The 21,278-nt window shown below is 55.6% G+C and carries 24 protein-coding genes and 1 pseudogene; 11 read left to right on the forward strand and 14 right to left on the reverse strand.

Annotated elements, in window-relative coordinates; genetic code table 11:
• The first annotated feature begins 26 nt into the window (after window positions 1–26).
• Entirely contained in the window at window positions 27–731 is a 705-nt protein-coding gene (locus ABRP31_RS04330) for an OmpA family protein (protein WP_349971635.1), read from the forward strand.
• Window positions 732–929: 198 nt separating this feature from the next.
• On the opposite strand, the gene ABRP31_RS04335 is transcribed toward ABRP31_RS04330, so the two are convergent.
• The 3 genes and pseudogenes from ABRP31_RS04335 to ABRP31_RS04345 all read right to left on the reverse strand — a co-directional run bounded on the left by ABRP31_RS04335 (window position 930) and on the right by ABRP31_RS04345 (window position 4,439).
• Window positions 930–1,829, reverse strand: coding sequence for an acyltransferase (locus ABRP31_RS04335; RefSeq protein WP_349971634.1), 900 nt, complete (start codon window positions 1,827–1,829; stop codon window positions 930–932).
• A gap of 78 nt (window positions 1,830–1,907) precedes the next feature.
• Window positions 1,908–3,998 (reverse strand): phosphate acetyltransferase, encoded by a 2,091-nt coding sequence (gene pta, locus ABRP31_RS04340; protein ID WP_087268797.1) that lies wholly within the window; start codon window positions 3,996–3,998, stop codon window positions 1,908–1,910.
• An 89-nt stretch (window positions 3,999–4,087) separates the two neighbouring features.
• Window positions 4,088–4,439: pseudogene (locus ABRP31_RS04345) on the reverse strand (DUF3565 domain-containing protein).
• Here ABRP31_RS04345 and ABRP31_RS04350 point away from each other — a divergent pair.
• From ABRP31_RS04350 to ABRP31_RS04360, 3 genes are all read left to right on the forward strand, one after another.
• Entirely contained in the window at window positions 4,408–4,893 is a 486-nt protein-coding gene (locus ABRP31_RS04350) for a peptidylprolyl isomerase (protein WP_027899554.1), read from the forward strand. The pseudogene ABRP31_RS04345 and the gene ABRP31_RS04350 overlap by 32 nt on opposite strands.
• A 120-nt stretch (window positions 4,894–5,013) precedes the next feature.
• Window positions 5,014–5,496: a glutathione peroxidase gene (locus ABRP31_RS04355; RefSeq protein WP_349971631.1), complete on the forward strand. Its 483-nt coding sequence runs from the start codon at window positions 5,014–5,016 to the stop codon at window positions 5,494–5,496.
• Between the two features lie 384 nt (window positions 5,497–5,880).
• The gene (locus tag ABRP31_RS04360; RefSeq protein ID WP_349971630.1) at window positions 5,881–6,984 is read left to right on the forward strand and encodes an NADH:flavin oxidoreductase; all 1,104 of its coding nucleotides are present in this window, start codon (window positions 5,881–5,883) and stop codon (window positions 6,982–6,984) included.
• Here the strand turns inward: ABRP31_RS04360 and ABRP31_RS04365 are convergent.
• Window positions 6,981–8,174, reverse strand: a complete 1,194-nt coding sequence (locus tag ABRP31_RS04365) for a glycosyltransferase family 1 protein (protein WP_349971629.1) — start codon at window positions 8,172–8,174, stop codon at window positions 6,981–6,983. The genes ABRP31_RS04360 and ABRP31_RS04365 overlap by 4 nt on opposite strands.
• A 467-nt stretch (window positions 8,175–8,641) precedes the next feature.
• On the opposite strand from ABRP31_RS04365, the gene ABRP31_RS04370 reads away from it, so the two are divergent.
• The gene (locus ABRP31_RS04370) at window positions 8,642–8,944 is read left to right on the forward strand and encodes a flagellar protein FlhE (RefSeq protein WP_372489419.1); all 303 of its coding nucleotides are present in this window, start codon (window positions 8,642–8,644) and stop codon (window positions 8,942–8,944) included.
• A 42-nt stretch (window positions 8,945–8,986) separates the two neighbouring features.
• Here the strand turns inward: ABRP31_RS04370 and ABRP31_RS04375 are convergent, their stop codons facing one another.
• The 3 genes from ABRP31_RS04375 to cysZ all read right to left on the reverse strand — a co-directional run bounded on the left by ABRP31_RS04375 (window position 8,987) and on the right by cysZ (window position 10,911).
• Window positions 8,987–9,502, reverse strand: coding sequence for a hypothetical protein (locus ABRP31_RS04375; RefSeq protein ID WP_349971627.1), 516 nt, complete (start codon window positions 9,500–9,502; stop codon window positions 8,987–8,989).
• Between the two features lie 11 nt (window positions 9,503–9,513).
• Entirely contained in the window at window positions 9,514–9,804 is a 291-nt protein-coding gene (locus ABRP31_RS04380) for a hypothetical protein (RefSeq protein ID WP_349971626.1), read from the reverse strand.
• 351 nt (window positions 9,805–10,155) lie between these two features.
• On the reverse strand, window positions 10,156–10,911 hold the full coding sequence (gene cysZ, locus ABRP31_RS04385; protein WP_087268805.1) for a sulfate transporter CysZ: 756 nt from the start codon (window positions 10,909–10,911) through the stop codon (window positions 10,156–10,158).
• Between the two features lie 452 nt (window positions 10,912–11,363).
• Here cysZ and ABRP31_RS04390 point away from each other — a divergent pair, with 452 nt between their 5' ends.
• Both ABRP31_RS04390 and trxB read left to right on the forward strand, forming a co-directional pair.
• Window positions 11,364–11,963 (forward strand): peroxiredoxin, encoded by a 600-nt coding sequence (locus ABRP31_RS04390; RefSeq protein WP_027899561.1) that lies wholly within the window; start codon window positions 11,364–11,366, stop codon window positions 11,961–11,963.
• A 141-nt stretch (window positions 11,964–12,104) separates the two neighbouring features.
• Window positions 12,105–13,067, forward strand: a complete 963-nt coding sequence (gene trxB / locus ABRP31_RS04395) for a thioredoxin-disulfide reductase (RefSeq protein WP_087268807.1) — start codon at window positions 12,105–12,107, stop codon at window positions 13,065–13,067.
• Window positions 13,068–13,187: 120 nt separating this feature from the next.
• On the opposite strand, the gene ABRP31_RS04400 is transcribed toward trxB, so the two are convergent.
• From ABRP31_RS04400 to ABRP31_RS04415, 4 genes are all read right to left on the reverse strand, one after another.
• On the reverse strand, window positions 13,188–13,529 hold the full coding sequence (locus ABRP31_RS04400) for a HopJ type III effector protein (RefSeq protein ID WP_349971625.1): 342 nt from the start codon (window positions 13,527–13,529) through the stop codon (window positions 13,188–13,190).
• The gene (locus ABRP31_RS04405; RefSeq protein ID WP_087268814.1) at window positions 13,522–13,818 is read right to left on the reverse strand and encodes a DUF1244 domain-containing protein; all 297 of its coding nucleotides are present in this window, start codon (window positions 13,816–13,818) and stop codon (window positions 13,522–13,524) included. The genes ABRP31_RS04400 and ABRP31_RS04405 overlap by 8 nt, the downstream gene beginning before the upstream one ends.
• Window positions 13,819–13,895: 77 nt before the next feature.
• Complete coding sequence (gene folM, locus ABRP31_RS04410) at window positions 13,896–14,585, reverse strand: dihydromonapterin reductase (RefSeq protein WP_349971623.1); 690 nt, start codon at window positions 14,583–14,585, stop codon at window positions 13,896–13,898.
• Between the two features lie 117 nt (window positions 14,586–14,702).
• Window positions 14,703–15,272 carry an antibiotic biosynthesis monooxygenase gene (locus tag ABRP31_RS04415; protein ID WP_349971622.1) on the reverse strand — a complete coding sequence of 190 codons (570 nt, stop codon included), beginning with the start codon at window positions 15,270–15,272 and terminating at the stop codon, window positions 14,703–14,705.
• A gap of 236 nt (window positions 15,273–15,508) precedes the next feature.
• On the opposite strand from ABRP31_RS04415, the gene ABRP31_RS04420 reads away from it, so the two are divergent.
• Window positions 15,509–16,459 carry a MerR family transcriptional regulator gene (locus ABRP31_RS04420; protein WP_349971621.1) on the forward strand — a complete coding sequence of 317 codons (951 nt, stop codon included), beginning with the start codon at window positions 15,509–15,511 and terminating at the stop codon, window positions 16,457–16,459.
• A 2-nt stretch (window positions 16,460–16,461) separates the two neighbouring features.
• Here ABRP31_RS04420 and ABRP31_RS04425 read toward each other — a convergent pair whose 3' ends face one another.
• Together ABRP31_RS04425 and ABRP31_RS04430 are read right to left on the reverse strand one after the other, a co-directional pair.
• Complete coding sequence (locus tag ABRP31_RS04425; RefSeq protein WP_087268827.1) at window positions 16,462–17,067, reverse strand: hypothetical protein; 606 nt, start codon at window positions 17,065–17,067, stop codon at window positions 16,462–16,464.
• Window positions 17,068–17,136: 69 nt separating this feature from the next.
• Window positions 17,137–17,583 (reverse strand): PAS domain-containing protein, encoded by a 447-nt coding sequence (locus tag ABRP31_RS04430; protein ID WP_087268831.1) that lies wholly within the window; start codon window positions 17,581–17,583, stop codon window positions 17,137–17,139.
• Between the two features lie 97 nt (window positions 17,584–17,680).
• Between ABRP31_RS04430 and ABRP31_RS04435 the strand changes: the two genes are divergently transcribed.
• The 3 genes from ABRP31_RS04435 (at window position 17,681) to ABRP31_RS04445 (ending at window position 20,175) form a co-directional block, all read left to right on the forward strand.
• Window positions 17,681–18,136, forward strand: a complete 456-nt coding sequence (locus tag ABRP31_RS04435) for a flavodoxin (protein ID WP_349971619.1) — start codon at window positions 17,681–17,683, stop codon at window positions 18,134–18,136.
• A gap of 139 nt (window positions 18,137–18,275) precedes the next feature.
• Window positions 18,276–19,187 carry an SDR family oxidoreductase gene (locus ABRP31_RS04440; protein ID WP_349971618.1) on the forward strand — a complete coding sequence of 304 codons (912 nt, stop codon included), beginning with the start codon at window positions 18,276–18,278 and terminating at the stop codon, window positions 19,185–19,187.
• A 424-nt stretch (window positions 19,188–19,611) separates the two neighbouring features.
• On the forward strand, window positions 19,612–20,175 hold the full coding sequence (locus ABRP31_RS04445; RefSeq protein ID WP_087268841.1) for a hypothetical protein: 564 nt from the start codon (window positions 19,612–19,614) through the stop codon (window positions 20,173–20,175).
• Between the two features lie 178 nt (window positions 20,176–20,353).
• Here the strand turns inward: ABRP31_RS04445 and ABRP31_RS04450 are convergent, their stop codons facing one another.
• Entirely contained in the window at window positions 20,354–21,157 is an 804-nt protein-coding gene (locus tag ABRP31_RS04450; RefSeq protein WP_349971616.1) for a transglutaminase family protein, read from the reverse strand.
• Between the last annotated feature and the right edge of the window lie 121 nt (window positions 21,158–21,278).

Below are 21,278 nucleotides of genomic sequence, written 5' to 3' on the forward strand. Positions count from 1 at the left end.
TGTTCATAGAATTCAGGAGCGTCTCCATGTTTACCTCCCGTCGTTTGATTATTGTCGCTACTGCCGTGGCCCTGCTTTCCGGTTGTGCGTCGCAAAATCCATATGACAATCAGGGTCAGGCGCAGAGCGCTGGCGGTGTCAGCAAAACTGCGAAATATGGCGGGCTGGGTGCGTTGGCAGGTGCGCTGGCGGGGGCTGCCATCGATCACAATAATCGCGGCAAAGGTGCTTTGATTGGTGCTGCGGTCGTGGGCGCGGCGTCTGCTGGCTACGGTTACTACGCTGACAAACAGGAAAAAGCGTTGCGCGAAAGCATGGCCAACACGGGTGTTGAGGTTCAGCGTCAAGGCGATCAGATCAAGTTGATCATGCCTGGCAATATCACCTTTGCTACCGACTCTTCGGCTATCGCCAGCAGCTTCTATTCGCCGCTGAACAATCTGGCCGGTTCGCTGAAGCAGTTCAATCAGAACAACATCGAGATCGTCGGTTACACCGACAGTACCGGTTCGCGTCAGCACAACATGGACTTGTCTCAGCAACGCGCGCAGAGCGTGAGCACATATCTGACCTCGCAAGGGGTTGATCCGGCCCGTCTCTCGGTGCGTGGTGCAGGCCCTGATCAGCCGATAGCCAGCAACGCGGACGTCAATGGCCGTGCTCAGAACCGTCGGGTCGAGGTCAACCTCAAACCGATTCCGGGTCAGCAGTACGAGCAGTATCAGCAGTAATTCGATTGGCTGCGGTGCCAATGGCACCGCGCTTTCTCGCGGCAAACGTTAGATCTGTAGGAGCGCACGAGCACCGCGAGGCCGCGATAGCGGTGTATCAGACAGGACGCCATCGCTGCCTCGCGGTGCTCGTGAGCTCCTACAGAAAAGCGCTCCAAATCAGTTAATTGCATTTTTGGTTGGTCAGGGCTGCGTTGTTCAACCCGGATATTCGGCGTGCAACCGCGCCAACAATTGATCCTTCTCATCCCATAACCGGTTGATCCACTGTTGAAACTCCAACCGGTACTCGCCGTCCTGATCGTAGTTCTTGCCAATGAAGTGCGGCGGGATCTTGATCTCTTCGAAATACGCGACCACTTCTTTGACATTGCCGCATAGCAGATCCCAGTAACCCGGTCGGCCGTGCGGATAGTGGATCGTGACGTTGATGATCGACTCCAGTTGTTCGCCCATCGCATCTAGTACGAACGCGATTCCGCCTGCCTTGGGTTTGAGCAGATAGCGAAACGGTGATGACTGTGCAGCATGTTTGCCGCTGGTGAAGCGGGTGCCTTCCGCAAAGTTGAAAATGCCCACCGGGTTGTTGCGGAATTTGGCGCAGGTGCGTCGGGTGGTGGCCAAGTCCTTGCCTTGCTTCTCCGGGTGTTTGGCCAGATAAGCTTTGGAATAACGCTTCATGAACGGGAAGCCCAACGCCCACCACGCCAGACCAATCACCGGCACCCAGATCAACTCCTGCTTGAGGAAAAACTTCAGCGGGCGAATCCGGCGATTCAAGACGTACTGCAAAACCATGATGTCGACCCAGCTCTGGTGGTTGCTGGTCACGAGATAGGAATGCTCGTAATCCAGACCCTCCAGGCCGCTCAGATGCCAGCGCGTGTTGCCGAGCAGGTTTATCCAGCGGTTATTGTTGGCGATCCAGGCTTCATGAATGTGGCTCATCAGCCAGTCGGTCACGCGCTGGGCTGCGGGGAAGGGCAGGCACAGTTTGAAAATGGCGACGACAAACAGCGGCGTGCAACAAATGATGGTGTTGAGCGCCAATAGCAGCGAGGCAATGACGCCACGCAATGGTGCAGGCAGGAAATCCATACCGGACGGGCTCCAAAAGGTTATTCAGATGTTGTCGCCCCGCAGGCGACAACATCACAAGTATGGCCGGACAGTGTGTCAGGAAAGGTTATCGGCCTGAATCGCCGTCAACGCGATGGTATAGACGATGTCATCGACCTGTGCACCTCTGGGCAAATCGTTCACTGGCTTGCGCAGGCCTTGCAGCATCGGGCCGATACTCACGCAATCAGCGCTGCGCTGCACCGCTTTATAGGTAGTGTTGCCAGTGTTCAGATCAGGGAACACAAACACGTTGGCGCGACCCGCTACTGCGCTGTCGGGAGCCAGTTGGCGGGCGACGTTTTCGTTAGCGGCCGCATCGTATTGCAGCGGACCGTCGATCAGCAGATTGCGTTGTGTTTCCTGGGCCAGTTGCGTTGCTTCACGGACCTTTTCCACCTCTTCGCCACTGGCCGAGTTGCCGCTGGAATAACTGATCATCGCGACCCGCGGCGTAATGCCGAAAGCCACTGCCGAGTCAGCGCTTTGCAGGGCGATTTCTGCCAGCTCACTGGCGCTTGGATGCGGGTTCATGATGCAGTCGCCGTAGACCAGAACCTGATCGGGAAACAGCATGAAAAACACTGACGATACCAGCGTGCAGCCCGGCGCCGTCTTGATCAGTTGCAAGGCTGGGCGGATGGTATTGGCGGTGGAGTGAACGACGCCGGAAACCAGCCCGTCGACCTCGTCCAGGGCCAGCATCATGGTGCCGATCACCACGGTGTCTTCCAGTTGTTGTTCAGCCATCGGCGCGTTGAGGTTTTTGCTTTTACGCAACTCGACCATCGGTGCGATGTAACGCTCGCGAATGACATCCGGATCAACAATCTCAAGGCCGGGCGGGAGTTCGATGCCCTGCGCTTTGGCCACCGCGTGGACTTCTTCAGGTTTGGCCAGCAGTACACAACGCGCAATGCCACGCGCCTGACAGATCGCCGCAGCCTGAATGGTCAATGGCTCGCTGCCTTCCGGCAACACGATGCGCTTGTTGGCGGCCTGAGCACGCTGGATCAGTTGATATCGGAACACCGCTGGCGACAGGCGCAGTTCCCGCGGCGTACCACAGCGCTGGTGCAGCCAGTTGGCGTCCAGATGGCTGGCGACGAAGTCAGTGATGATCTCGGCTCGCTCGCGGTCATCAATGGGGATTTCCTTGTTCAACTGGTTGAGTTGAGTGGCGGTGTCATAGGAGCCGGTGCTGACCGACAGAACCGGCAGGCCTGCCTGCAAGGCGCCGCGACACAGTTCCATGATGCGTGGGTCCGGCACGGTGTCGCTGGTCAACAGCAAGCCCGCCAGCGGCACGCCATTCATGGCGGCAAGGCTGACGGCCAGAATGATGTCGTCACGGTCGCCGGGCGTTACGACCAGCACGCCCGGTTTAAGCAGTTGCACTGTGTTGAGCACGGTACGGGCGCAGATAATGATTTTCGACATGCGCCGCTGATCATAGTCGCCGGCATTGATTACCTGCGCGCCGAGCAGCTCGGCCACGTCACGGGTTCGCGGCGCGTTCAGCTCGGCCTGATACGGAATACAGCCCAGCAGGCGGAAGTCACCGCTGCGCAACAACGGCGAATGTTCTTTGAGTCTTGCGGCGAAGGCTTCCATGCTTTCGTCTGTACGGACTTTATTGAGAATCACCCCCAGGACTTTCGGGTCCTTGGGACCACCGAACAGCTGAGCCTGCAATTCGACCCGGCCCGAAAGTTCGGCCAGCACTTCGTTTTCTGGCGCGGACACCAGAATGACATCGGCATCCAGACTTTTGGCCAGATGCAGGTTTACCCGCGCTGCATAACTGGCGTGCCGGGTCGGCACCATGCCTTCGACAATCAACACGTCTTTGCCGACTGCGGCTTGTTGATAGAGGCTGATGATCTCTTCCAGCAACTCATCCAGCTGGCCGTCGCCGAGCATCCGCTCGACATGCGACAAGGCCAGTGGTCGTGGCGGGTTGAGGCCGTGGGTACGTGCAACCAGCTCGGTGGAACGCTCCGGGCCCAGATCACCGGGGTGTGGCTGGGCGATGGGCTTGAAGAAGCCGACTTTCAGCCCGGCACGCTCAAGGGTGCGCACCAGACCAAGACTGATGGATGTCAGACCCACACCAAAGTCTGTGGGGGCAATAAAGAAAGTCTGCATTCAGGGTTCTCGCTTGAGCAGTACAAGGGCCGTGGCGGGAGGGAACAGCCAGCAGGCCGGAAAACAGGGCGCTGTCGAATCGCAGCGTCTCAACGGGGGCTAAGGTTATCTTTATCCGAGGCCTGCGCACACCAGCCACAGTGAAAGCCTTCACCTATTTTTTGCAGTCGTTGCTGTGGATCAAGTACCCAGGCGCGCAATTGCCATGGCGGTTGATGGCGCAGGTGCTGGGTATGCCCGCAAGACAATATGGCCACCCAGTGACCCTCATCGTCCTGCCGGAAATCTGTAATCGTCACGTTATTCAATATGGCCTTTCGGTCCCCGTCTGTCAGAGTTGCGTTCGCTTTCGAGCGTTGGCTTGGTTAAACTTGATCGTTCTTCAATCTTAAGCAAAAGGTCTTGACCCATGCCGATCGCCGCCAATAAGGCTGTCTCCATTGACTATACCCTGACCAATGACGCTGGTGAGGTCATCGACAGTTCCGCTGGCGGCGCGCCGCTGGTCTACCTGCAAGGCGCAGGCAACATCATCCCGGGCCTGGAAAAAGCTCTGGACGGCAAGAACGTCGGTGACGAACTGAAAGTCGCCATCGAGCCGGAAGATGCTTACGGTGAATACTCCGCCGAACTGGTCAGCACCCTGAGCCGCAGCATGTTCGAAGGTGTCGACGAGCTGGAAGTGGGTATGCAGTTCCACGCTTCCGGCCCGGACGGCAGCATGCAGATCGTGACCATTCGCGACCTGGATGGCGACGATGTCACCGTTGACGGCAATCACCCACTGGCGGGTCAGCGCTTGAACTTCGAAGTCAAGATCGTTGATATCCGTGACGCAAGCCAGGAAGAAATCGCCCACGGTCACGTGCATGGCGAAGGTGGTCACCACCATTGATTTGAGCTGCTAAGCTCAGGTAGCTGAAAAGGCGCCCAGGCAGGTTCTGCGCGAACAACTTGGTTCACGCAGCCTGGTAAGGCGCCTTTTTTGTCCGCTGGATTTGAGGGGGAGTGGGTCATGAGTGCGTTTCACGACATTAAATTGAAGGATCTGGATGGTCAGGAGTTGTCGCTGGCGACCTTCAAGGGGCGAGTCGTTCTGGTCGTCAATGTCGCTTCAAAGTGTGGGCTTACGCCTCAGTACGCGGCGCTCGAGAGTCTCTATCAAAAATACAAGAAGGAGGGCTTCAGCGTGCTGGGTTTGCCGTGCAACCAGTTTGCAGGACAGGAGCCGGGTACCGAGCAGGAAATTCAGGCGTTCTGCAGCCTCAACTATGGCGTGACCTTTCCACTGAGTACCAAGCTCGACGTCAACGGGCAGGACCGTCATCAGTTGTACCGCTTGCTGGCCGGAGAAGGTGCTGAGTTTCCCGGCGATATCACTTGGAATTTCGAAAAGTTTCTGGTGGGCAAGAACGGCGCAGTCCTGGCACGTTTCTCACCGCGCACAGCACCGGATGATCTGGCCGTGACTCAGGCGATCGAGAAAGCGCTGAGTTGAATCCCGCGAACACGCCATCTGTAGGAGCTCACGAGCAGCGCGAGGCAGCGATAGCGGTTTGCATGACACCCCGCCGTCGTGACCTGCGCGCGTTTCTGTTAAAAAAACTGATTTTCTGAACTCACAAAGAACCTGTGGGACCGAATTTATTCGGGAAGAGGTCGGTACATTCTCCATATCGTCGTCGGAAATTCCGCCTTCCCGGATGAATCCGGTCCCACAGGCCTGTGTTTAAGGCCGACAGCGCGGTGCTATGCACATCGGCGCAGTTACAAAAGCGCTGAGTTGCTTCTCAATCCAAATCACTCAAATCAATAGTGCTGTCACCCGCCTGAAACCCCGCCCTATCCTTGATGATTCGAAATGATCACCAAGGAGCGTCGCATGCCGGTCAAAGCCCTGTTCAAACCTTTCCACCTGGGCAGCCTTGAGCTGTTGTCGCGCGTGGTCATGGCGCCGATGACCCGTTCGTTTTCCCCCGGTCACGTGCCCAATTCGAAAGTTATAGAGTACTACCGTCGCCGTGCTGCAGCGGGTGTCGGGCTGATCATCACCGAAGGCACCACCGTCAATCACAAAGCCTCCAACGGCTACCCCAACGTGCCTCAATTCTTTGGCGACGCACCCTTGGCTGGCTGGAAGAAAGTGGTCGAGGCGGTGCACAACGAAGGCGGCAAGATCGTCCCGCAGTTGTGGCACGTTGGCGCTGTTCGCCGTCTGGGCACGGAGCCGGATGCCAGCGTTCCGGCTTATGGTCCGACGGCAAAACTCAAGGATGGACAGGTCGTGGTCCATGGCATGAGCAAGCAGGACATTGATGAAGTCATTGCCGCGTTTGCCCAGGCGGCCAAAGATGCCCAGAGCATCGGCATGGACGGTGTGGAAATCCATGGTGCCCACGGCTATCTGGTGGACCAGTTCTTCTGGGAAGGCAGCAATCAACGGAGTGATGAATATGGCGGCAGCCTGGCTAACCGGTCGCGCTTCGCTATTGAGTTAGTCAAAGCGGTGCGGGCTGCGGTCGGTCCTGATTACCCGATCATCTTCCGTTTTTCACAGTGGAAGCAGCAGGATTACAGCGCGCGGCTAGTGGAAACACCGGAGGCGCTTGAGGCGTTTCTCAAACCCTTGTCTGACGCTGGAGTGGATATCTTCCACTGTTCGACGCGGCGTTTCTGGGAGCCGGAGTTTGAAGGCTCTGATCTCAATCTTGCAGGCTGGACTCGCAAACTGACCGGCAAGCCGACTATCACAGTGGGCAGCGTCGGGCTGGATGGCGAGTTTCTGCAGTTCATGGTCAACACTGACAAGATTGCTCAGCCCGCCAGCCTGGAGAACCTGCTCCAGCGTCTGGGCGATGAAGAGTTCGATCTGGTCGCCGTCGGGCGCGCATTGCTGGTGGATCCTGAGTGGGCCGTGAAAGTCCGCGAAGGTCGTGAGCAGGATATCCTGCCCTTCAGTCGCGATGCGCTGACAACGCTGGTTTAGCGCTTAAGCTTCAGCTCGGTAGCATGAGCCGGTTGAGGCTTGGCCGGTTCTGGCGTTGGGCAGGCATTGAGCATCTTGCGTTCAAACAGATCAATGATTGCCCCCCAGCCCTGGCGACTGGCGTGCTGCCGCGCATTGAGGCGCACGCGACGCAAGGTCTCACTGTCTTCCAGCAACCAGCATGCGGCATCAATGAAAGCGGCTTCGTCGCCCGGCATGGCCAGCGCGCCGTTGTGACCGTGGCGAATATGCTGCCCTGCCGCGGCTTCGTCATAAGCGACCACGCCCAGTCCTGAGGCCAGCGCCTCCAATACGACGTTGCCAAAGGTTTCGGTCAGGCTCGGGAACAAAAAAACATCCCCGGATGCGTAATGCTCGGCCAGTGTCTCACCGCGCTGGGTGCCGCAGAAGACAGCGTCCGGAAGTTGTTGTTGCAGTGCCGCGCGCTGCGGTCCGTCACCCACGATCACCAACTTCAACTGACGCTGCGGGTATTTGCTACGCAACGCGTCAAAGCTCGACTGGAGCAGGCGAAGGTTTTTTTCCGGTGCAAGCCTTCCGACATGCAACACGGCGATATCGCCAGCGCTCAACCCCCAGCTATCGCGCAGCGCCTGTGAACGTTTCGAAGGGTGGAACAGCACACTGTCTACCCCTCGTGACAAGAGCTCGATCCGTTCGAAACCCCTTCGTTCAAGGGCCACTTTTTGGCTGACACTTGGTACCAGCGTGACCTTGGAGCGGTTGTGGAACCAGCGCAGATAATGAGTCAGCAGGCGGTTCATGAAGCCCATACCGTATTGCTGGGTGTACTGCGCAAAGTTGGTGTGGAAACCACTGATCACAGTGATCCCCAAGCGTCGCGCTGCTCGCAGGGCCGATAGCCCAAGCGGCCCTTCGGTGGCGATGTACAGCACATCCGGACGTTGCCGCTGCCATCGGCGCAGCAGCTTGTGCATCGACGACTGCCCCCATTGCAGCCCCGGATAACCCGGAATCGGCCAGCCCCGACACAGCATCAAATCATCAGCAGCCAGCCCGGCATCGCTGGGCTGACGAGGCCGTACCAGCTCCACGCGATGCCCGCGTAGCCGCAACCCGTCGCACAAACGGCCCAGAGTATTGGCAACGCCGTTGATCTCCGGTGCGAAGGTTTCGGTAATCAAGGTGATGTGAAGAATTTGGCTCATGACAGCCAGTGTCGGCCGCAATGATTTCGGTTATGTGGCGGTGGGGTGATGGATTTATGACGGCCTTGCTGTGAATGAGTCAGGTGCAGTGCAAGTTAATAGTAAGTTGAATAAGGCGTAAGGATAATTAATTGAATGGAATGCAAGAGGCGCGTTGTCGTTCGACGTGATAGTAAGTTTTCTTTGAAAGTCTATCACCCGATATATATGTAGTGTTGGTGCGGGTTTCTTTCTGGGTAACGTCGGGATTATCGAGTCGCTGACTGGTTAGTTGGATGATTTGGATTTCTTGGGCCGGGTGTCTTCATCTCGATGATGCAGCGGTCTCGTTACTCTATTCAGGAAGAAAAATGAAAAACTTTAAAAAGTTGAACGGTATCGTCGCGTCTGTAGTAATTATTTTTGCATCTGTGCTAGGGGCCCAAAGTGCTATTGCGGGTAGTTATAATTCATCGGTAAATTTGCCCATGTTGCATTCCAGAGGCTATGTGTATGTTGCGCGTGTCCCTGTTCCGAATACGGTGAGGGAAGGGCAGACCATTAGAGATGTTAGCTGGAATTGGAATGTTCAAGGTTGGCCTCGGGGCTTGCAGGTCAATCTTTGCCAAGCCTCGGATCGATGTATTGACGTCTCAAGGATACGAAGGGGGTCCACGCTCCGTTTCAAAGGCTTCTTGGCGAAGCAGCCGCTTTATTTTGAGTTGAAACTTGCGGCGGGCGGACCTTCTCCGGTGGCTGGACAGTTGGGGAAAGTAACTGTCAGCTGGTAGCCAAGAGTTTCGTACCCGCGAGAAGCGCGGGTACGATCAATATCACCAACCCCCCATGTCCAGAAACCGCGCTGGCAATGAGTCATTGAAGTTCAGGATCTTCTCAAGAACCTCTACAGGCGGTGTGCCTTTTTCGATCTCTGCTCGATAAAGGTTGATGCGTTCTCTTTGCATGGCAAGCATGGTATTCGTGTAGTAAGCGGACGACTCGGCCGTGATCAGTTCTCCGTTTCCGGAATAGCGGATGTTGTCCCTGTCAGTGACATCGATAAGTGGCATAGTCAGTGAGTTGAAAGCATAGCTATGCGCTAGTCGGTATGCGTCTTTGGACGATGCCCGCGCTTCCATCATGATGTCTTCCCTGATCTGCTGGTTCGACAATATCCGGCCGACCGGCTGTCGATCCGGTCTGTAGCAATTCATTGTCTTATCCAGCACCTTGGCAAATGAAGGGGTTGAACCAGCATGTTTTTGCGCGGCTGAGCCTTTGTTAATGGCAGTGCTCAATCCCGTGATTAAGGTCGGAGCGCTGCTGTCTTTTTCAATCTGCATAGTCATGTCTGCCGCCTTCAGCGCGTCGTTGATAAAACAAACGGCAAAATCCGCGACTCGCCGATTGTTTCAAGCGCAGCAGGTTTTGGCGTGGGTGGGCCACTGACTGGATTAAGGCTGGTCAGTTGCAAATGTGAACGAGGTTTGATCAGCCGGCACAATGTGGCAGGTTTTGCTTCGACTTTTAGAGCGGGTTTTGGTTTGGTCACGCCTTTCAGGATTTTCGCGAAACCAGCGGAGTCTGCGTGTTTGTTTGTTTTGGGCGCGGTCGCAGTATTGGGGGGGACGGGATTTGCCTTGATTTCCATTTTTTGCTCACTCCTTGTATTAGATTTGTAATAGCAACAGGAGTGCCAGATTCTTTCTTGTAGGAAATAGGGCAGTGATGAAGGTTAATGAAATGGGGCAAGATAGAAAGCGGAATTATGCTCCTACATAAGTTTCCTACAGAAGTTGATTTATAGGTCGTCGGCAGGTGCTTGCCCTTTAAAGGCAAGAGTTTGCCATGCAGGTATTAACGTTGCTTTTTTGTGTTTGTAGGAAGTATTAGATAGTTGTGTAGGTTTTTTCTTTTTATAAACTCTTTCAATAAGTTTCTTTGGTCGTGGCTTGTTGTGGTGATAACAAAAAGGCCCAACCAAGGGCCTTTTTTATTAATCTCAGGATTCCTGCTTCAGCAACGCTTCTTCACCCCGTTCCCGTACCCAGAATAGAGTCGCGCCGGCGACAGCAGCGGGCATCATCAGAATGTTGACCACAGGAATGAGCAGCGCGACGTAAACGATGCCGCCGAAGCTCAGGCTCTGCCAGCGTTTGGCGCGCAGCCAGGCAAGCATCTCGTTCCAGCCCAGTTTGTGGTTGTCAGCCGGGTAGTCGATGTATTGGATTGCCATCATCCAGACCCCGAACAAGAGCCACAGCGGCGCAGCAATCAGGTTGACCACCGGGATGAACGACAGAATGAACAAAGCCAGGGCACGAGGCAGGAAGTAGCCCAGCTTGCGCATTTCCCGGCCAAAGGTGCGTGGCACCATGGCGACCAGTTCACCCCAACTGAAGGCTGGGAAGTCATCGGTACCGCGTACCACCACTTCAACCTTCTCCGAGAGGAAGCCGTTGAACGGTGCGGCGATGATGTTGGCGAGCATGGTGAAAGTGAAGAACACCATAAATATCACCAGCGCGACGAAAAGCGGCCAGAGGATATAGCTGAGAAAGCTCAACCAGCTCGGCAACTCGGGCATGAACGTATCCACCCACATGCCGAACTGATGCATGGCCAGGTAGATCAAGCCTGCGAACAGCAGCAAGTTGATGGTCAGTGGCAGCAGTACAAAAAGACGCAAGCCTGGGCTGAGCACCAGTTTCAGGCCTTCGCGCAGGTATTGCGGGCCCGAGAGAGCGGGAGCAGGCATGGCAGCCTCCAAATGATGGAAAACGCGCCGACCTTACCGACTTTGTATGGCCGGTGAAAGTGACTTGGGCGCTGGTGTATTGGCTATTTTCGAAAGATGGCTAGCCGAATCAGGCAGGTGATCACTTTATGTCCCTGACACAGCCCTGCCGCGCTGCAGACGAGTGGCCTGTAGGAGCTGCCGAAGGCTGCGATGGCGGTGCGTCAGGCTTGATGCGTTCGCAGCCTTCGGCAGGCCCTACAGAAAGACGGCTTCCCCGTTGCGGCGGACATTCGCAGTAACAAACCCATGAGCGTAAAATCTGTGCACAGGTTTGAATCAAGGGCTTATCCGAATAGGGATTGCCTATGAGGTGGATTGTGAAACGATATTTCCTTAATCTTTGCAGCCCCGATAGGCTGGCCACCAATTTCTCCACCTATCCTTTCCAAATTTGATACTAGGGAGACATCATGAGCGTACTGGTAAACAAACAGGCTCCGGATTTCGATTCAGCTGCAGTGCTGGGCGACGGCTCTATCGTCGACAGTTTCAAACTGTCCTCGCTGCGTGGCAAATACGTCGTACTGTTTTTCTGGCCTCTGGATTTCACCTTCGTCTGCCCGTCTGAAATCATTGCCCACAACAACCGCATCGCCAAATTCCGCGAGCTGGGTGTTGAAGTGGTTGGCGTTTCCATCGATTCGCAATTCACTCACTATGCATGGCGCAGCACCCCGGTTGAGAAGGGTGGCATCGGCGAAGTCGAGTTCACCATGGTTGCTGACGTGAAACACGAGATTACTCGTGCTTACGGTATCGAACACGATGCAGGCGTCGCGCTGCGTGCTTCGTTCCTGATCGACCGTGAAGGCGTGGTTCAACATCAGGTTGTGAACAACCTGCCACTGGGTCGTGACGTTGAAGACATGATCCGTCTGGTTGAAGCGCTGCAGTTCACCGAAGAACACGGCGAAGTTTGCCCAGCTGGCTGGCGTCCAGGTCAAAAAGGTATGAAGGCTGACGCCAAAGGCGTTGCTGATTACCTGGCCGAAAACGCTACTAGCCTGTAACACGTCGCTGCGGCTTCGGTCGCAGCTTCAAAATTTCCAGGATTGCCGTGTTTCTGAGCCTTCCCCAAGTGCTTTTCGGCGATCCTTTTTATTCCAGCCGGTGCGACCACGGCGTCAATGGTCGGTCGATAGGAGTCTGTCATGTCTGATGTACGTCATTCCCGAGTAATCATTCTCGGCTCCGGCCCAGCCGGTTACAGCGCTGCGGTCTATGCCGCACGTGCCAACCTCAAGCCTCTGCTGATCACCGGTATGCAGGCTGGCGGTCAGTTGACCACGACTACCGAAGTCGATAACTGGCCGGGCGACGTGCACGGGCTGACCGGCCCGGCGCTGATGGAGCGTATGCGTGAACACGCCGAGCGTTTCGAAACCGAAATCGTCTTCGACCACATCAATGCCGTGGACCTGGCTGGCAAGCCGTTCAGCCTGAAGGGCGACAGCGGTACTTACACGTGCGATGCGCTGATCATCGCGACCGGTGCCAGTGCTCGCTACCTTGGCCTGCCATCTGAAGAAGCGTTCATGGGCAAAGGCGTTTCGGCCTGCGCAACCTGTGACGGTTTCTTCTACCGCAACCGTGAGGTCGCTGTCGTCGGCGGTGGTAATACCGCCGTTGAGGAAGCGCTGTATCTGGCCAACATCGCCAGCAAAGTGACTCTGGTTCACCGCCGCGAGACGTTCCGCGCCGAGAAGATCCTGATCGACAAGCTGCATGCGCGGGTTGCCGAAGGCAAGATCGAACTCAAGCTGAACGCCACACTGGATGAAGTGCTGGGCGATAACATGGGTGTGACGGGCGCACGTCTGAAAAACAACGACGGCAGCACCTCTGAGCTGAAAGTGGATGGTGTGTTCATCGCCATCGGCCACACGCCTAACACCTCGCTGTTCGAAGGCCAACTGGCGTTGAAGGACGGCTACATGGTTGTGCAGGGCGGCCGTGAAGGCAATGCCACTGCAACCAGCGTTGAAGGTGTGTTTGCGGCAGGCGACGTGGCTGACCACGTTTATCGTCAGGCCATCACCTCTGCTGGCGCAGGCTGCATGGCTGCGCTGGATGCCGAGCGGTATCTGGACGGCCTGGCCGACGCTTCGTTCTGATAGCGTTTGCCTTGCAATAAAAAACCGGCCTCGGCCGGTTTTTTTATGGGTGCTTTCTTGGATCAAGGATGCTCTTGGAGAATCGCACACCTGTAGGAGCTCACCGAGGTTCAGTATTGCTTAAACCTTGCGCGTAAGCGGCTCACCTGTGAACTTCACACCCGCCAGCCCATTGGCAATCAGTGCACGTATATTGCCGTGGTCGCTGCCTTCTGGTGTGGCAACTACCGAACGATAGTGCTCGCCGAAAGCCAGCAATGCCTGTTTGTCGCTCAGGCCTTCCAGCAGCGCCAGGCCCAAAGTTTTGCACGAGCCTTCGTTCTGGCCCGCAGCATTTTCCACACCGCCATTGGTGAACGCTTGTGGTTGATAGTCATAGCCCTCAGCGATGAATGCCAGGGTGTCTGCGAAAAGGTGTTCGCCGCTGTCGAGGCTGACGAGCAGGGTGTTCAGATCAGTCATGCTTGGGTTCCTTGGCAAACGCGGCTTGCTGCTCGGCGTTGGCTTCTTTCTGGTATTGAGCTTTCCACTCGCTGTACGGCATGCCGTACACCACTTCACGAGCTTCATCGAGGCTGACCTCAATGTGTTTTTCGTCGGCCGCTGCCTTGTACCACTTGGACAGGCAGTTACGGCAGAAGCCGGACAGGTTCATCAAATCGATATTCTGCACATCCTTGCGGCTGTCCAGATGCGCGACCAGTCTGCGAAAGGCTGCTGCTTCGAGTTCAAGGCGTTGTTGGTCAGTCATTTTGATTCCTGCCACGTTGAATTTGGGAGAGGTGAAGCTTGGTAGCTCCGCCTAAATGAGGGATTTGAATTCGTTCTTCAAATCCCTTTTTTAAGATGCCGGCCGCCGTTGACGACCACGCTGCTTCCAGTGCTGTACTGACTATTGAGCAGATAAAACACTGCATCGATCAAAGGCTGAGAACCTGGCTCGAATTCCAGCAGGGCCTTTTTGAGAGCTTGATTGCGATAAGCCTCGTCGCTGTTTTCCTTGAGGATCAGCAAGCCCGGCAGGATAGCGTTTACCCGAATATCAGGCGCGAGCTTTTCGGCGAAGGACAGCACCATGTTCTGCAATGCGGCTTTGGTGGCCGCGTATGCGATATGGCTTTTACTGCCGCGTGATGAAGTTTCATCGCAGATATGGATGATGTCCGACTTCTCGCTTTTGGCCAGTAATGGCGCCAACTCATGGTTCAGATGGTAGGGCGCTTCCATATGCAGTTTGAACATGATGTTCAGGTTGTCGACGCTGTCATCCAGCCACAGCGAGGCGTTGTGAATCACCGCCCGAAGACTGGTGTAATTGCTTTTCAGGTAATCGACAAGGGCCATCCGGTCCTCTGCAAGCAGCAGGTCCGTCTGGAAAGAGACAATGTTCGGGTACTCGGGCGTGTGCGCGATGCTGCGGCTGGCGTTAACCACGAAATGGCCCGCTTTGGCCAGTTCAATAGCCAGTTCAAGCCCGACCCGCTGACTGGCCCCGGTAATCAGGATTGGATTATTCATTAGCGACTGTTTGGCATGCGTTCAGTGATGTCCTCACGAGAGCGCATAGCATACCGAAGTTTGTTGCAGCGGGGGCATTCAGGACCCGGTGGCTCAACGCTTCCGGGTCAGTGTGATTCAGTTGCTGCGTACCGATTCAGGCCCAGGTCGCGTGGGAGCCGGTGTCGGGTTCAGCCAGCCGGCCAGCAAATGAGTCGACAGCGGGATAAACCAGAACACCATCAGGGGCGTGAGGATCAACGTACTGATCATGATGCGCGGAACCAGCTGCAGATCGTTGAGCAGCGGGCCGAGCACGAAGTTAAACAATAATGAAACAGGGAAGAACGCCAGCCAGATCGCCACCGCCTGTTTCCAGCGTGGCGGACGTTGGCCGACAGAGCCGAACCAGCCGTCGATACCACTGACGCGCTGCTCCGACGGCTGGGCGAATAAGCCACTGCCACGCACCAACCAGGAGCTTCGGGACTCAGAATGCTCCCAGGCGTGCATGGTCTCAGCATTGGCGAAGCGGAAAATAATCTGGAATTCATCGTCTCCGGGCGGCGGGGCAAGCACGCCTGAGCCCAGATAACCTGGGAAGTCGGTGGCAAGTCTTTCGCCTTCATGCAGCCAGGAAATCAGTTCCTGATAGCGCCCATGGGCGACGCGGCGCGCGACCAGCAAGGTGACGGGGGTGGTAGACATTATGTATCTCCGATAAACGAGTGAGATTCCCGGGTAGGGAAGTCACATGGCGCAGCGCGGGGTGGTGGGCTGCGTCAGCTTCGTTGTTAAAGCAAGCAAGGATTATTCCTGAAATCCGTAAATAAGCTATAGCGCATCGGGAAATCCCTGACGAATAGCCGTATCGGGCCGTGTTTTTGCGAAATGAGCCCGGTGCAGGCGTACAATGCGCCGATTGTTTTCAAGCGATCCTAGTCATGACTGAATCCGCCATTGGCCTTGAGTCCCCCACCGGGCTCAAGCAAGAAGAGCTCTTCCCCATTCGCGAGGTTTCGCGCATCACAGGGATCAACCCGGTGACGTTGCGTGCGTGGGAGCGGCGCTATGGTCTGATTCAGCCAACCCGCACCGAAAGTGGTCATCGCCTGTATTCGCAGGCTGACATCGATGAAGTGCGTAGCATTCTTGGCTGGATCGAGCGTGGTGTCGCGGTGAGCAAGGTCGGCAAGATTCTGGCGAAGACCAATGATGTAAGGCTGAAGGCATCGGTACTCGACAGCGACGTTCTGCCGGGTGACTGGGCGCAATCGCAGCAACTGATCAAACAGGCGGTAGGGGCATTCGACGAGCCGCGCCTTGAGCAACTCTACGGACGCTTATTTTCCAGCTACTCAATGGCGGTCGTGTTCGAAGAGATTTTTCTACCTGTCTGGCGTGAGTTGCTGCTGCATCACGACCAGTTTGGCCAGACCAGCGAATGGTTGTTTCTGGACAGTTTTCTGCGTGCGCGAACCTTGCAGCGCTTGCAATTTACCCGTGGTTCGGCCGAGCACACGGTCATTCTCGCTGCTGTACCCGGGCAGTGCAGAGAGCTGGAGTTATGGGTTGCCGGGCTGTTAATCGGCAATCCTGATCTGGATATTCAGGTACTTGCCCTTGGGCAACCGCTGGAAGAGCTGACGCTGGTGTGCGGCAAAGTGCATCCGGTGGCAGTGGTGCTGTATAGCAATCACCCGCCAGCTGTTGATTTTGCCCGACGTCTGAAGCGTCTCGCCCTGGGTCTGGATTGCCCGCTACTGCTGGCGGGCGAAGGTGCCGATATTGCTCGTGAGTCGCTGGAAGGTTCGGCTGTAGCATGTATCGGCAGCGAAGGACGCTCCATGCAGCGTGGGTTGCAGTTATTCCTGAAGGGGCGTCTTGATACCTGAAGCTAGCGGTGCATCGACGGATAGATCTTGCGATGCTGCTGCAGGATGTACTGACGCAGCCGCTCGGTGTCTTCCTTGTTCTGGTCGCTCAAACGGTAGGCCGCCAGCCCGGATTCAGTAAGACGCTCAAAGGTGCCACGCATGGCAATCGGCGCATGTCCCACTGGGGCAAACCAGGCGGTAAATAGCTTGGGCGGACGGGTGGTTTTTCGATGTTCGAGCAGCACACCCTTGAAAGAAATCTCATGCAGCCAGAGCGCGGTCATCGCGCCTTTTTCGGTTTCCAGCGCGACCGGTTCCGGTAATGTCAAACGCCATGGACGAATGCGCGGTCCTTCTTCAAAAATCGAGGGCGCACCCAGTTCCAGATGCAGGGCATGAAATTCATCTTCCACCAGATGCAGCGGAAAGGTCATCTGCTGGTTATTGAATTGCGCCTGAATCGTCACCTGCTCATGTGCCGCAAGACGCGTCAGCAAGTCCTGGATCTGTCTTCCACCGTTCACGGTGAGGCTGCGTGTCGCATCGCGCACGTTCAGCTTGGGGTTGTGCTGCATGTTCTGGATGAAATCCAGTTCAGCCTGAGTGAGTAAAGTTTCGTGGGACATGATGGAGCTCGAGGGAACCCGTTATTGGAAAAGCAGACCATAAATTCAGGATTTTGTTGCACCCGCTCGTCAATTTCTCAGTGACGCTATTTCCTCGCGTGCCTGTTTCAGCTCGGCTTCAAGCTGGAGAACACGTTGCTCGGCTTCGATCTGTTTCGTCACATTTTTCTGGATACCAATGAAATATGTCAGTTGATCAGCGTCGTTGAACACAGGCGTGATCGACAGTTCATTCCAGAACAGACTGCCGTCCTCGCGATAATTGCGCAGGATCTGGCGGCATGGACGCTTGTTGATCAGCGCTTCGCGAATCAGGTCCAGCGCCGGTTGTTGGCGATCATCGCCCTGCAAAAAGCGGCAATCCTGATACAGGATGTCGTCAACTGCGTAGCCCGTCAGCGTTTCGAATGCCTGATTGGCATAAATGAGGATGTTGTCCTCACCTTCCTGCTCGGCAACGACAATGCCGTCGTTGGAAGCGTCAACTACCAGCTGCAACAGTTTAGCGTTGATCATGAAAGTATCCGGCGCGAAGAAGCAAAGTCCGCATTCTAGGTCATCAGGCCACTTGGGGCATAATGCCAAACGTTTCCAAGCTGCCACAGGATGATTCATGAAAGTCGCCATTATTTCCGGTTCTGTCTATGGATCGGCAGAAGAAGTCGCACGCCACGCCGCAAAACTCCTGCGTGACGCCGGTTTTGAGGTTTTGCAGAACCCCAGGGTGAGTCTGGCCGAGCTTCAGGCCTTCGAGCCGCAAGTGCTGCTGGGTGTGACATCGACCACCGGCATGGGCGAGCTGCCCGATAACATTCAGGCCATTTATTCGCAGATTCGCGACGTGTTGCCAGCCAGTTGGCGCGGGCTGCCAGGAGGCGTGATTGCGCTGGGGGACGCCAGCTACGGCGATACCTTTTGCGGCGGCGGCGAACTGATCCGTGAGCTGTGGGCTGAGCTGGGTATAAATGAAGTTCAGGAAATGCTGCGCCTGGACGGCAGTGAAAGCGTCACTCCGGAAACCGACGCGGAGCCATGGCTGGCCGCCTTCATTGAGCGCATTCGCGCCTGACAGGGTTGATCGCCGCGGGGGCCGTGCGGTAAGTAATCCCGCTGTGTTATTGCGCACCATTCAGCATCGTTGGTGTTGATTGTGACTGCGGCAAGGGTGGATGACACTGGCGTTTCGCCCCCTTTTGCCGGAGTTGATCATGAGTCACGCCATACGTTTTGAAGACAAGGTTGTCATCGTCACGGGGGCCGGTGGCGGCCTTGGACGTGCCCATGCGCTACTGTTTGCCCGTCATGGTGCTCGGGTGGTCGTCAATGACCTCGGCGGATCGGCTTATGGCGAGGGTGCCAATGCTTCGGCGGCTGATCAGGTTGTGGCGCAAATTCGTGAGGCAGGCGGGACCGCTGTAGCCAACCATGATTCTGTGACCGATGGCGACAAAATCGTCCAGAACGCCCTTGATGCCTTCGGGCGTGTAGATGTGCTGGTCAATAATGCAGGAATCCTGCGTGACAAGTCCTTCGCCAAGATGGATGACGCCGACTGGGATCTGGTTTATCGGGTTCATGTTGAAGGTGCCTACAAAACAACTCATGCCGCCTGGCCGTACCTGCGCGAACAGAACTACGGCAGGGTTATCTTTACGTCATCAACTTCGGGTATTTACGGCAACTTTGGTCAATCCAACTATGCGATGGCCAAGCTGGGTCTTTACGGGCTGACCCGGACCCTGGCGCTGGAGGGGCGTAAAAACAACATACTGGTCAATGCCATCGCGCCCACCGGCGGTACCCGCATGACTGAAGGGCTGCTGCCGCCAGAGGTCTTCGAGTTGCTCAAGCCGGAACTGGTCAGCCCGCTGGTGGTTTACCTGGGCAGTGAGCAATGCCAGGACACGGCTGGCTTGTTTGAAGTCGGTGGCGGCTGGATCGGAAAGGTTCGCTGGGAACGAAGCCTCGGCGCCGATTTCGACCCCCGCGCAGGCTTCAGTCCGGAAGACGTCGCGGGTCAATGGCAGGCCATCGGCGATTTCGCCGATGCAGTCCATCCACAGGATAACGTCGAAGCGCTCAAGGAGATGATGGCTAATCTGCAGAAATATACCGCATGAGTTAATTGAGTCATGTGGATATTGAAGCCGGTCAGTTTCCAGACCGGCTTTATGTATAGGCTATTTATCGCCTGGTATGTAGGTCTTGTCTGTTTTGTCAGTGAAACTGAGAATGTCGTCTGTTTTCAGGTCACCGAAAAAATTCTGCTGTTGGATAGTCCAGGAGAGTGGGCTCATCGAGCGTGATTAACATGGACTGTGATTCAAGTTATTCCTGTAACAAGAACAGTATTCTTTGTTTGTTCGGTCCTTTCGTTTACATACGGTTATCCGTAGGGCGGGGTCTGAAGATTTTGTAGGATGTTTCAGTTGTATTTGTGGCATCTTTCCTGATTTTTCAAGCGACCTCCATTGTCCATAAAGTTTAGTGTTTGTGCTCCGATAGGGTTGTCGATACAGGACTCTTTATTGCAGGAGCATCGATATGAGCAAGAGCATTTGGGGGTATCTTCCCGAGATGATAATCAGGCCGGTGGTTATCCATAAGCCAGCGGCTGATCGACCCGTCGACGTCGCTCGCATGCTGGAGGAAATTGGCGAAAATGGTACTGCGCTCAATACAATAAGGATGGAAATTGGCCAGTTGAAACCCATGTTCAAGGGCTTCGATCCTGAGAAGATCAGTCCTGACAACCTTTCCAGGGCAGGTAAACAACTTTACTCGTATGGATTGATTGATAACCTCACTGCGGACTTGATGGCGAGGGCCGCTGTCGAGTTTGACAAATACGGTAAACCCGCAAAGCCTGATGAGGAATTCAATGCGCTGGAGTTCTTCGCCCGGCACATAAGTGATATGAAAAACAAATCCTATGCGGGTGACCGATATGCAAAGATGCTCTTGCCTGATTACATAAGAGCCGTTCATGTCATGAAGTGCCTTCAACACTTCGGCTCCACCGGAGATGGATTTGACAGCATTGCGCGCAAGCAGCGCGAAGCCAATGGAGATATTCCTAAACAAAAACCATTGAAGCCTATTATGTGAGCGAAAAAAAAGCCGCTGCACAGGCAGCGGCTAAATATTACGTAGATCCAGGAGCTTCAAAATCAACGTGGCCGGGATGATAGTGATTGACCTGTTTCTGAAAAAGAGGGGTTTGCGATATTGAGTATTGCAGCTGGTGTAACGGTAGCCGCCAGTTCGATTCATAACACGCATGTTCCTAATGAATCGCCTTGCTATGGGGGAGTTGCCCCAGCCGCTCGGTAAGCCTCAAGCGCTGAACGGCGTCGTCACTCAACATCAGCGCGTGCTCCAGGTCGTAACGTTCGGCCTGCGGGCATTCCAGTGTTCGGTACAGACTTGCTCGAGCCAGGTAATCAGCCGTGGTTGCCGGCCCCAGTTCCATGACGCGGTTAGCGTCCTTGAGTGCGGCGAGAAAATCATCGTTGATCTGGTGCAAATGTCTCAAGTTGCGCGACAAACGTTGCAGCATGTTGATGTCGGAAGCTCGCGCCATGTGTTCCGCGCGCAATGGCACATCCGGGCCGAACTGCCGAGTGAGCAATTCGCGACAGTCCTTGGGATAAAGCCTGCGCCCGCCGCAGGGGTCCAGCAGGTGATCGGCACCCGGTACACGCAATAAAAAATGGCCGGGGAAGCTCACGCCTTCGAGTTTGATATCCAGGCGTCTGGCTAACTCCATCGCTACCAGCGCCAGACCCAGAGGCTGGCCGCGACGGCGCTCGAGGATCTTGTGCAACAGGGCCGATTGGGGCTTAGGCGGGTTCCAGTCGTCCTGAGCGAAACCGAGAGTGTTGAGTTGTCGTAACAGCGGCTGCGCCAGTTCAGACACGGGTAAATCGGGTAGCGCTGCTCTGGTCTGGCGCAGCAGTTCATCCATATGGCCCAGAGCCTGTTCAGGTATGAACTGCTGATCGTGCTCGGCCGCTATCCACAACGCAGCCTGGAATACATCGCACGGTTTTTGTTGCAGGCAGGCCAGGCAGTGTTGGCGTGGTGTCATGTCGCTCTCCGAGCAGAGCTTGGCAGTCATGACCCTGTTTTAGCCCCACAGATGCCTTTCGTCCAGCGGCAAATAGACCATTGCATGCGTTTCCCACCTATGTCCCGAGCGGTGCATCATT

The sequence above is a fragment of the Pseudomonas caspiana genome (genome assembly GCF_040224095.2).
Lineage (GTDB): Bacteria > Pseudomonadota > Gammaproteobacteria > Pseudomonadales > Pseudomonadaceae > Aquipseudomonas > Aquipseudomonas caspiana.

What these genes read in the sequence shown, in the direction of transcription:
- ABRP31_RS04330 (WP_349971635.1), top strand. Translation starts at nt 27, where the DNA reads ATGTTTACCTCCCGTCGTTTGATTATTGTCGCTACTGCCGTGGCCCTG.
- ABRP31_RS04335 (WP_349971634.1), bottom strand. Translation starts at nt 1,829, where the DNA reads ATGGATTTCCTGCCTGCACCATTGCGTGGCGTCATTGCCTCGCTGCTA.
- pta (WP_087268797.1), bottom strand. Translation starts at nt 3,998, where the DNA reads ATGCAGACTTTCTTTATTGCCCCCACAGACTTTGGTGTGGGTCTGACA.
- ABRP31_RS04350 (WP_027899554.1), top strand. Translation starts at nt 4,408, where the DNA reads ATGCCGATCGCCGCCAATAAGGCTGTCTCCATTGACTATACCCTGACC.
- ABRP31_RS04355 (WP_349971631.1), top strand. Translation starts at nt 5,014, where the DNA reads ATGAGTGCGTTTCACGACATTAAATTGAAGGATCTGGATGGTCAGGAG.
- ABRP31_RS04360 (WP_349971630.1), top strand. Translation starts at nt 5,881, where the DNA reads ATGCCGGTCAAAGCCCTGTTCAAACCTTTCCACCTGGGCAGCCTTGAG.
- ABRP31_RS04365 (WP_349971629.1), bottom strand. Translation starts at nt 8,174, where the DNA reads ATGAGCCAAATTCTTCACATCACCTTGATTACCGAAACCTTCGCACCG.
- ABRP31_RS04370 (WP_372489419.1), top strand. Translation starts at nt 8,642, where the DNA reads ATGTTGCATTCCAGAGGCTATGTGTATGTTGCGCGTGTCCCTGTTCCG.
- ABRP31_RS04375 (WP_349971627.1), bottom strand. Translation starts at nt 9,502, where the DNA reads ATGACTATGCAGATTGAAAAAGACAGCAGCGCTCCGACCTTAATCACG.
- ABRP31_RS04380 (WP_349971626.1), bottom strand. Translation starts at nt 9,804, where the DNA reads ATGGAAATCAAGGCAAATCCCGTCCCCCCCAATACTGCGACCGCGCCC.
- cysZ (WP_087268805.1), bottom strand. Translation starts at nt 10,911, where the DNA reads ATGCCTGCTCCCGCTCTCTCGGGCCCGCAATACCTGCGCGAAGGCCTG.
- ABRP31_RS04390 (WP_027899561.1), top strand. Translation starts at nt 11,364, where the DNA reads ATGAGCGTACTGGTAAACAAACAGGCTCCGGATTTCGATTCAGCTGCA.
- trxB (WP_087268807.1), top strand. Translation starts at nt 12,105, where the DNA reads ATGTCTGATGTACGTCATTCCCGAGTAATCATTCTCGGCTCCGGCCCA.
- ABRP31_RS04400 (WP_349971625.1), bottom strand. Translation starts at nt 13,529, where the DNA reads ATGACTGATCTGAACACCCTGCTCGTCAGCCTCGACAGCGGCGAACAC.
- ABRP31_RS04405 (WP_087268814.1), bottom strand. Translation starts at nt 13,818, where the DNA reads ATGACTGACCAACAACGCCTTGAACTCGAAGCAGCAGCCTTTCGCAGA.
- folM (WP_349971623.1), bottom strand. Translation starts at nt 14,585, where the DNA reads ATGAATAATCCAATCCTGATTACCGGGGCCAGTCAGCGGGTCGGGCTT.
- ABRP31_RS04415 (WP_349971622.1), bottom strand. Translation starts at nt 15,272, where the DNA reads ATGTCTACCACCCCCGTCACCTTGCTGGTCGCGCGCCGCGTCGCCCAT.
- ABRP31_RS04420 (WP_349971621.1), top strand. Translation starts at nt 15,509, where the DNA reads ATGACTGAATCCGCCATTGGCCTTGAGTCCCCCACCGGGCTCAAGCAA.
- ABRP31_RS04425 (WP_087268827.1), bottom strand. Translation starts at nt 17,067, where the DNA reads ATGTCCCACGAAACTTTACTCACTCAGGCTGAACTGGATTTCATCCAG.
- ABRP31_RS04430 (WP_087268831.1), bottom strand. Translation starts at nt 17,583, where the DNA reads ATGATCAACGCTAAACTGTTGCAGCTGGTAGTTGACGCTTCCAACGAC.
- ABRP31_RS04435 (WP_349971619.1), top strand. Translation starts at nt 17,681, where the DNA reads ATGAAAGTCGCCATTATTTCCGGTTCTGTCTATGGATCGGCAGAAGAA.
- ABRP31_RS04440 (WP_349971618.1), top strand. Translation starts at nt 18,276, where the DNA reads ATGAGTCACGCCATACGTTTTGAAGACAAGGTTGTCATCGTCACGGGG.
- ABRP31_RS04445 (WP_087268841.1), top strand. Translation starts at nt 19,612, where the DNA reads ATGAGCAAGAGCATTTGGGGGTATCTTCCCGAGATGATAATCAGGCCG.
- ABRP31_RS04450 (WP_349971616.1), bottom strand. Translation starts at nt 21,157, where the DNA reads ATGACACCACGCCAACACTGCCTGGCCTGCCTGCAACAAAAACCGTGC.